Raw genomic sequence first — 6,827 nt, forward strand, 5'->3', positions numbered from 1 at the left:
CGGCAAGGCCGAGGGCAAGAAGGATGCCAAGCCCGCCGAGGGGCGCGATCCCTCGACCGCGCCGCGCCGCGCGGCGCCCAAGCCCGCCCCCGCCGGCCCCTCGAAGGGCACGCGCGCGCTCACGGTGGTGGCCGCCGCGGCCATCGCCGTGTCGGTGGGAGCCACCGTGTTCTCCGGCATGCGGGTCGCGGAGTCCTCGGCGATCATCGCCAAGAACGAGGCGAATTCCGTTAACGTCGTCGTGACCAACCGCGACGTCGCCGCCGGCGAGACCATCACCGAAGCCGACCTCGAGACGCAGGCCGTCCCCAAGGCGTACTGCCCGACCGACGCCGCGACCAAGGTCTCGGATGTCGCCGGCCACACCTCGCTCACCACGCAGACCGCCGGGACCTCCATCTCGCTGTCCTCCCTCCAGGCATCGAGCTCGCCGGCGCACATCACGTCGGCCATCGAGGAGGGACACGTGGCCATCGCCCTGTCGCTCGACTCCTCCAAGAGCCTGTCGCCGCTGCTGCGCGTCGGCGACCGCGTCAACGTCATGGCCGTCGTCTCCGACGGCGCGACGTCGAGCGCCGAGACGGTGTGCGCCAACGTCAAGATCATCGCCCTCGATTCCGCCCTGTCCGGCTCGCCGGACGCCGGGTACTCGCTCGTGACGCTCGACGTCACCGAGGACCAGGCCGCGGCCATCGTGGCGAACCCGAACGTGACGCTCACGGCCATCCCGCAGACCGCCGAGGGGGCCAGCGATGCTGAATAGGGACCTCATCGCGCTCGAGCGCGCCGTATACCGCGCCGCGCGTGAACAGCTCTCATCCGACAACCAGACCGAGCAGCCCGACGCCGACGTGCGCAGTCGCGACCGCGACGCGGCCTCGGTCATCGGCCCCATCATCGACGACCCGGCTTTCTACCACCTCGTGCCCGAGCGCTTCATCGACCAGACCGGCCGCATCGCCGACGACGCCTACCAGGAGGTGCTGCGCGCGGCAATCAACGACCTGTACTACTTCGGGCCGCTCGAGGACCTGCTGTACGACGAGTCGCTTTCCGAGATCATGGTCAACGGGCCCGAGTCGGTGTGGGTCGAGCGCTCCGGCAGGCTCATGCTCACCGACGTCTGCTTCGAGGACGACGACCACGTGAAGTTCACCATCGACCGGATCGCCGCCGGCATGAACCGCCGCTGCGACGAGGCCTCGCCGCTGTGCGACTGCACCATCGTCCGGCCCGGCACGCCCTTCAACGGCTCGCGCGTCAACGCGGTGCTCAAGGGCGTCGCGGTCGACCACCACCTCATCAACATCCGCAAGTTCCGCAAGGACGCGCTCACCCCCGAGGCCCTGATGGCCAACGGGTCGTTCGACGGCCGCATGCTCGAGATCATGCGCGCCATCGTGCAGGGCCGCATGTCCACCATCGTGGCCGGCGGCACCGGATCGGGCAAGACGACGCTGCTCAACGCCATCTCGCTCTACATCCCGCCCGAGGAGCGCATCATCACCATCGAGGACACGCCCGAGCTGCGCCTGAACCAGCCGCACGTCGCCCGCATGGAGACGCGCGACGCCAACGTGGAGGGCAAGGGCCGGATCGACTACCGCGACCTCGTGACCAACGCGCTGCGCCAGCGCCCCGACCGAATCATCGTCGGCGAGTGCCGCGACGCGGCGGCCTTCGACATGCTCCAGGCCATGACCACCGGCCACGACGGCTCGCTCACCACGATCCACGCCGACAACTGCCGCGAGGTGCCCACGCGCCTGCGCACGCTCGTCCAGCAGGCTAACACCGGCATGTCCTCGCGCGAGATCCTTGAGTACATCAGCCAGGCCATCGACTTCATCATCTACACGGAGCGCTCCCACGGCGTGCGCCGCGTGACTGAGATCGCGGAGGTCCAGGGCATGCAGGGCGACGTCGTCACGATCGCCCCGATCGTCCGCTTCGAGCACGACCCGAACGACCCCGAGCACTCCGGCTGGTTCGTCCCGACCGGCGAGCGCTTCATGCGCCGCCATATCGAGAAGATGGCGAACGAGGGCGTCTTCGTCGATGACGACTGGTTCAACCCCCAGGCGGTGTTCTAGCATGGGCGGGTCGCTTTCCAACATCGTCAACCTGCTGCCGGCCCTGCCAGGTCTTGCGCTCGGCGTCGCGATGCTCGTCAGCGCGCGCCGCGGGCGCATCGCCCGCGAGCAGGCCGGCGTTGAGTCCGCAGACGAGCGGCCGAGCGGCAAGGTCGCCGCGGTGCTCGTCTCCGTCTGCGAGCAGGCGTCCCCGCAGCTGTCGGTCCAGGAGGCCGAAATCGTGTGGGCGGCGACCGCGATGCTGCCGGCGCTCACTGCGCTCGCGCTCGGCGTCGGACCCCTGTCGCTGCTGCTGCTCCCCGTCTGCGCGGCCGGGTTCCCCCTCTACCTCAAGGTCCGCCGCGACTCCGGCAAGAAGAAGTTCGAGGAGCAGCTGGGCCAGGCGATGCCGCTGATCGCGTCGAACCTGCGCGCGGGGTCGTCGGTCGCACAGGCCATCGGGCCGGTCGCCGAGAACATGAGCGACCCGATCAAGTCCGAGTTCAGGCGCCTGACCTCGGATATCCGCGCCGGAACCCCGGTACCCGAGGCGCTGGACAAGGTGGCCGACCGCACCGGAAGCCGCGACCTGCGCCTGTTCGCCACGGCCGTCGACATCTCGCAGCAGACCGGCGGTTCGCTGGCCGACATCACCGAGAACGTCGGCCAGACCGTCCGCGCCCGCGTCGAGGCCCGCAAGGCCATCAGGTCGAAGACCTCGCTGAACCGCATCGAGTCGCAGATCATGGTCGGCCTGCCCGTCTTCATGATGGCGGCGCTGCTCGCGATCTCGCCCTCCCACCGCGAGTTCTACAGCCAGCCCTCCGGCTGGGCACTTATCGCGCTGGCCGTCGTGCTGGACGCGCTCGCCTACCTCATGATGAGGAAGATGGGCGACGTCAAGCTCGACTAGGCGGCGCCGGATAGATTGGAAGCACTGTGAACATCGAAATCCTGCGCGGCGTCGCGCTGTCGCTGTGCGCCGCGACGATCGCCGGCCTGCTGTCATTTCTGGGCCTCAGGCGGCTCGGCGGCATCGAGTCGGGCCCGGTCAAGCGGCCGAGCCGGCGCCGGCGCGGCGAGACGCGCCTGGACACGCTTACCTACAGCGTCACGCGCTACGTCCCCATGAGCGAGAAGGTCGCCGACGCCACGCGCGACATGCTCTCGCGATCCGGCGTCACCATGTCCGCCGCGTCGTTCTGGGCCATCCGCGTGGCGTCGTTCTCGGCTGGCGCCGCCGCGGGGCTGATCGCCATGCCGCTCGTCGGAGGCGTGCAGGGGCTCGCAGCGGCGGGCGCGCTCGCCGTCGCCGGGCTCGCCGCGCCGCAGGCGTGGCTGCTCGCCCGCCGCGCCGAATGGCGCGACGAGCTCGACCGCCAGCTGCCCGACGCGCTCGACCTCATGGCCATCTGCATCTCGGCCGGGTCGTCGTTCGAGGGCGCGCTGGCATCGGTCGGCACCCGCATGGACGGGGCGATCGCCGAGGCCTTCGCCCGCGTCGCCAAGGAGGCCGCCTACTCGAGCCGTTCCGAGGCCCTGCTGGGACTGGCCGACCGCGCCCAGGTGAACTCGATCACCTTCTTCACGGCATCGCTCGTGCAGGCGGAGCACGCGGGATCTTCTCTGGTCGACATCATCCGCATGCAGGCGCAGTCCGTCCGCACCGAGCGCCGCCTGAGGGTCGACGACATGACCAACAAGCTGTCCACCAAGATGCTCTTCCCCATGCTTCTGCTCATGCTGCCCTCGATCATCATGCTCATGCTCGCGCCGATGATCCTACAGCTCGGTCAGTTCTTCTAACCTTCCGATCAAGGAGCCATCCGATATGAACGATAGATATCTCGACGAGGCCGTGGCCGTCACGGCCTCAGGCAAGAGGGTCCCGATCCTCACCCATACCTGCCGGGGCTTTCTCGAGCGCTTCTGCGGGCTCATGCTCAAGCGCGAGGTGCCCGAGGCCTGCGGGCTCTACTTCCCCGGATGCCGGTCGATCCACACCTGCATGATGCGCGTGCCGATCGATGTGGTCTGGGTTCGCGAGGGCGAGCCCGGCGAGCTCAAGGCGGTATCGCTCGATGTCTCGCTCAAGCCCTGGCGGTTCTTCGCCGCGCCGCGCGGTGCCACCGGCTGCGTGGAGTTCCGCGCCGGGTCGTTCGACCCCGCGGACAGGCCGGCCGAGATCGTGCGCCCGAAGAAGAGGAAATAGGCGATCACGCCCGCGATGCCGCCGTCTGCCTGTGTAGGCAGGCGGCTTTTGGGTATCGCGCCCGGTTTGCCTTCGCGTTTTCCATGGGTGGCGGCATGGAGGGACCCCATCCGTCCCGTAGGGCCGCCGGATGTGGGAAACGCCTCGCGGCCGGCTTCGGCGGAACGGGGCATGAGCCAAAAGGAGCTTGCCGAGGCGGCAGGCCTCACACCGGCCTCGGTGAGCAGGAACGTCAACGGCGAGCGGCTGCCGTGGCCTGCCACGATCGCCGCGGCGTAGCGCGCCCTCGGGGTCGAACCGTCGGACATCATCGGAACCTCCTGCGATCAGGAGCTGGATGACGCCGTGCACCACGTAGCCCGCAATGCGGACAGTCTCACGGAAGCGCAGCGCGCCGAGCTTATCGCCGCACTTGCGAAGCGCTAGGGAGATCGGCGGACGGCCGAGGTCGATATGCTCAAATATAGAATCTGAGGGCGCGTCTATACCTTGCCGGAGTTGGGTAAGATGGCCGTAGAAGACGATGCGTCCCCGTGTGAGCAACAAGGAGCGCGGGCGGCCTAGTTTTCAGCTTTGGTTAGATGCCCGGGCTCCACCCCGGGCATCTGCGTATCAACTCCGGTCCACCGGGTAGAATCACAGGTGAACGAAGCGGACCCTGCGCAGGTTGCTAGCCAGTTACGCGGGCGATGCGGATTTCAGGTTTAAAGGCCGGGCTGCACTCCCGGCCTTTTTCTGCGACAACCCCGTCGCCCGCCTGCTCGCGGGGTGCGTCGCCCTTCAATTCCAGCCAATCTAATATGGGCGTCTACCTGCTGCGTTGGGACGATTGACGATAATCCGTTGGGACGATTGACGGTAGCCCGTGGGCATGGCGTCCGGGTACATATCGCCCTTGGGTCTCCTGCGGATGAACGGGGCGAACGCCCTGTCGGTTTCGGCAGGGCGCCGCTTGCAATCGGAGATATGTTTTGAGGGAAGGGAGAGGGGCCGTTTTCGCCCGGCCCCGGGGCGCGCACCTGCGTTGCCCGCGTTCCCAAGGTGTGACAGCATAAGGAACGGGTTCCGCTTGCTATCGATTCTACCTTGTGGCGCGGCGTTCCATCTAGCGGCCCCATTTCTCCATATCCGGTCGAGGATGTAAGGTTTTTGCGGTCTGAGCGCATCTTTTAGGCAGTTGCGGGGTATACCTCCTGCCGAATCTGAAAGACCTCTGGAAGGCGTGAGCATCTATGAAGCCGATCATCGACCCTGCTGGCGAGCACGGCGCCCATATGCTTGACATGGGGGCGGTATAGTTGTTCGGATGGGAGTGCGACCCCGCGAGGGACGGGCGACCGACGATCGCCGAATACCGCGAACTGTTCTCGGGCAAGTTGGGCCATCGGGCGACTATCTCGGGGCACACGGGCTCGAAACGCGGCACCGCGGCGAACCTCGCGAAGGTGCGCTGCACACTCGCGCAGGTTTTCGACAGCTTCGCAATATTCAACGTGGATGACGGCAGGCACACGCAGCCGGGACGCCGCCGGACCCTGTGCGTCGATTTCGCCTCGGTCCATTCCGGCGATACCGTAGTCGAATGGCTCTAGGCGGGTCGCGACCGCGATTCCGCAGGACTGAAAGGAAACGACCATGACCGAGAAGAAGGCCGCCTTCGGGAACAACTTCAGCCCCGAACAGCGGGCCGCCGCGCTGAAGCGCGCCGCCGAGATGCGCGCCGCGCGCGCCGAGTACCTTGCCCGCGTCAAATCGGGCGAAGTGGCCATCGCGACCGCCCTAACCGAGGGCAAGGAAAACCCCGTCGTCGGGCGCATCAAGGCGAAGCGTCTGCTCATGGCCCTGCCGGGTGTCGGCTCGGCGAAGGCGCAAAGCGCCATGACCGCAATCGGCATCGCGGAGTCCCGCCGCGTCGCGGGCATCGGGCAGCGACAGGCCGAAAAGCTCATCGAACTTTTCGGGTAGATGCGCACGCTGCGTTGCCCCAAGGGGCAATGAGGAACCATATGCGAGGCCCTGGAGCCGTCGCCCATCGGGCGGCGGCTCTTTCCTTTCGCGTTCCAGGGCGTCTGGGGTGCGGATGAGTGCTTCCCGTTCGGGAAACATGAACGGGCGCGGGGGCGGTCGGGGCCGAGCGCGGATAGCATCGAGGGCGAATATACCCGCGGCGCCGGAGGGCGCCCGATGAAAGGACCGACCGCCATGTTGTGGAACTACGACGTCAGCGACAAAGAAGAAGCGGAGCGCATGGCCTCGCTCTACGGCGAGGACTTCACGCGTGCCGTCGAGCCCGGAATGGAAGTCGAGACCGACCGCAACCTCGTCCGACGCTGCGGCAACGAACTCGGCGTCGCCACCTGGGAGGCGTACGACTTCGACCCGGACACCTGGACGTGCGAAACCTTCTCGAATCGCGAGGCGGCCGAGCTCTGGCTTTCCGGGTCCCTTTACCTGGACGAGTGTAATGAGCTGGACGATCAGCTCACCCAGTCAGTCAAACGCATGGCCACGCTTGCCGCCAACATGTCCGGCGGTCGATGGAC

8 protein-coding genes and 1 pseudogene are annotated in these 6,827 nt (G+C 67.3%); all 9 read left to right on the forward strand.

Annotated features, from left to right (window positions below; all coding sequences use genetic code 11):
* Positions 1-763, forward strand: a 763-nt coding sequence (gene cpaB / locus ACMO6A_RS05545) for a Flp pilus assembly protein CpaB (protein WP_418470881.1), incomplete at its 5' end; no start/stop codon positions are given.
* Positions 753-2,093 (forward strand): CpaF family protein, encoded by a 1,341-nt coding sequence (locus ACMO6A_RS05550; RefSeq protein ID WP_015760244.1) that lies wholly within the window; start codon positions 753-755, stop codon positions 2,091-2,093. The genes cpaB and ACMO6A_RS05550, both read left to right, overlap by 11 nt.
* Before the next feature lies 1 nt (position 2,094).
* Positions 2,095-2,985: a type II secretion system F family protein gene (locus tag ACMO6A_RS05555; RefSeq protein ID WP_418470882.1), complete on the forward strand. Its 891-nt coding sequence runs from the start codon at positions 2,095-2,097 to the stop codon at positions 2,983-2,985.
* Between the two features lie 26 nt (positions 2,986-3,011).
* Entirely contained in the window at positions 3,012-3,878 is an 867-nt protein-coding gene (locus tag ACMO6A_RS05560) for a type II secretion system F family protein (protein ID WP_418470883.1), read from the forward strand.
* A 25-nt stretch (positions 3,879-3,903) separates the two neighbouring features.
* Positions 3,904-4,284 carry a DUF192 domain-containing protein gene (locus ACMO6A_RS05565; protein WP_418470884.1) on the forward strand — a complete coding sequence of 127 codons (381 nt, stop codon included), beginning with the start codon at positions 3,904-3,906 and terminating at the stop codon, positions 4,282-4,284.
* A gap of 171 nt (positions 4,285-4,455) precedes the next feature.
* Positions 4,456-4,563 (forward strand): helix-turn-helix domain-containing protein, encoded by a 108-nt coding sequence (locus ACMO6A_RS05570; protein WP_418470885.1) that lies wholly within the window; start codon positions 4,456-4,458, stop codon positions 4,561-4,563.
* Between the two features lie 1,019 nt (positions 4,564-5,582).
* On the forward strand, positions 5,583-5,876 hold the full coding sequence (locus tag ACMO6A_RS05575; protein ID WP_418470886.1) for a hypothetical protein: 294 nt from the start codon (positions 5,583-5,585) through the stop codon (positions 5,874-5,876).
* A gap of 43 nt (positions 5,877-5,919) precedes the next feature.
* Positions 5,920-6,249, forward strand: a complete 330-nt coding sequence (gene mihF, locus ACMO6A_RS05580) for an integration host factor, actinobacterial type (RefSeq protein WP_114513405.1) — start codon at positions 5,920-5,922, stop codon at positions 6,247-6,249.
* A gap of 237 nt (positions 6,250-6,486) precedes the next feature.
* Positions 6,487-6,827: pseudogene (locus tag ACMO6A_RS05585) on the forward strand (hypothetical protein); the annotation flags it as partial.

It is taken from the genome of Eggerthella sp., from assembly GCF_048329335.1.
Classification (GTDB): domain Bacteria; phylum Actinomycetota; class Coriobacteriia; order Coriobacteriales; family Eggerthellaceae; genus Eggerthella; species Eggerthella lenta.

What these genes read in the sequence shown, in the direction of transcription:
- ACMO6A_RS05550 (WP_015760244.1), top strand. Translation starts at nt 753, where the DNA reads ATGCTGAATAGGGACCTCATCGCGCTCGAGCGCGCCGTATACCGCGCC.
- ACMO6A_RS05555 (WP_418470882.1), top strand. Translation starts at nt 2,095, where the DNA reads ATGGGCGGGTCGCTTTCCAACATCGTCAACCTGCTGCCGGCCCTGCCA.
- ACMO6A_RS05565 (WP_418470884.1), top strand. Translation starts at nt 3,904, where the DNA reads ATGAACGATAGATATCTCGACGAGGCCGTGGCCGTCACGGCCTCAGGC.
- ACMO6A_RS05570 (WP_418470885.1), top strand. Translation starts at nt 4,456, where the DNA reads ATGAGCCAAAAGGAGCTTGCCGAGGCGGCAGGCCTCACACCGGCCTCG.
- mihF (WP_114513405.1), top strand. Translation starts at nt 5,920, where the DNA reads ATGACCGAGAAGAAGGCCGCCTTCGGGAACAACTTCAGCCCCGAACAG.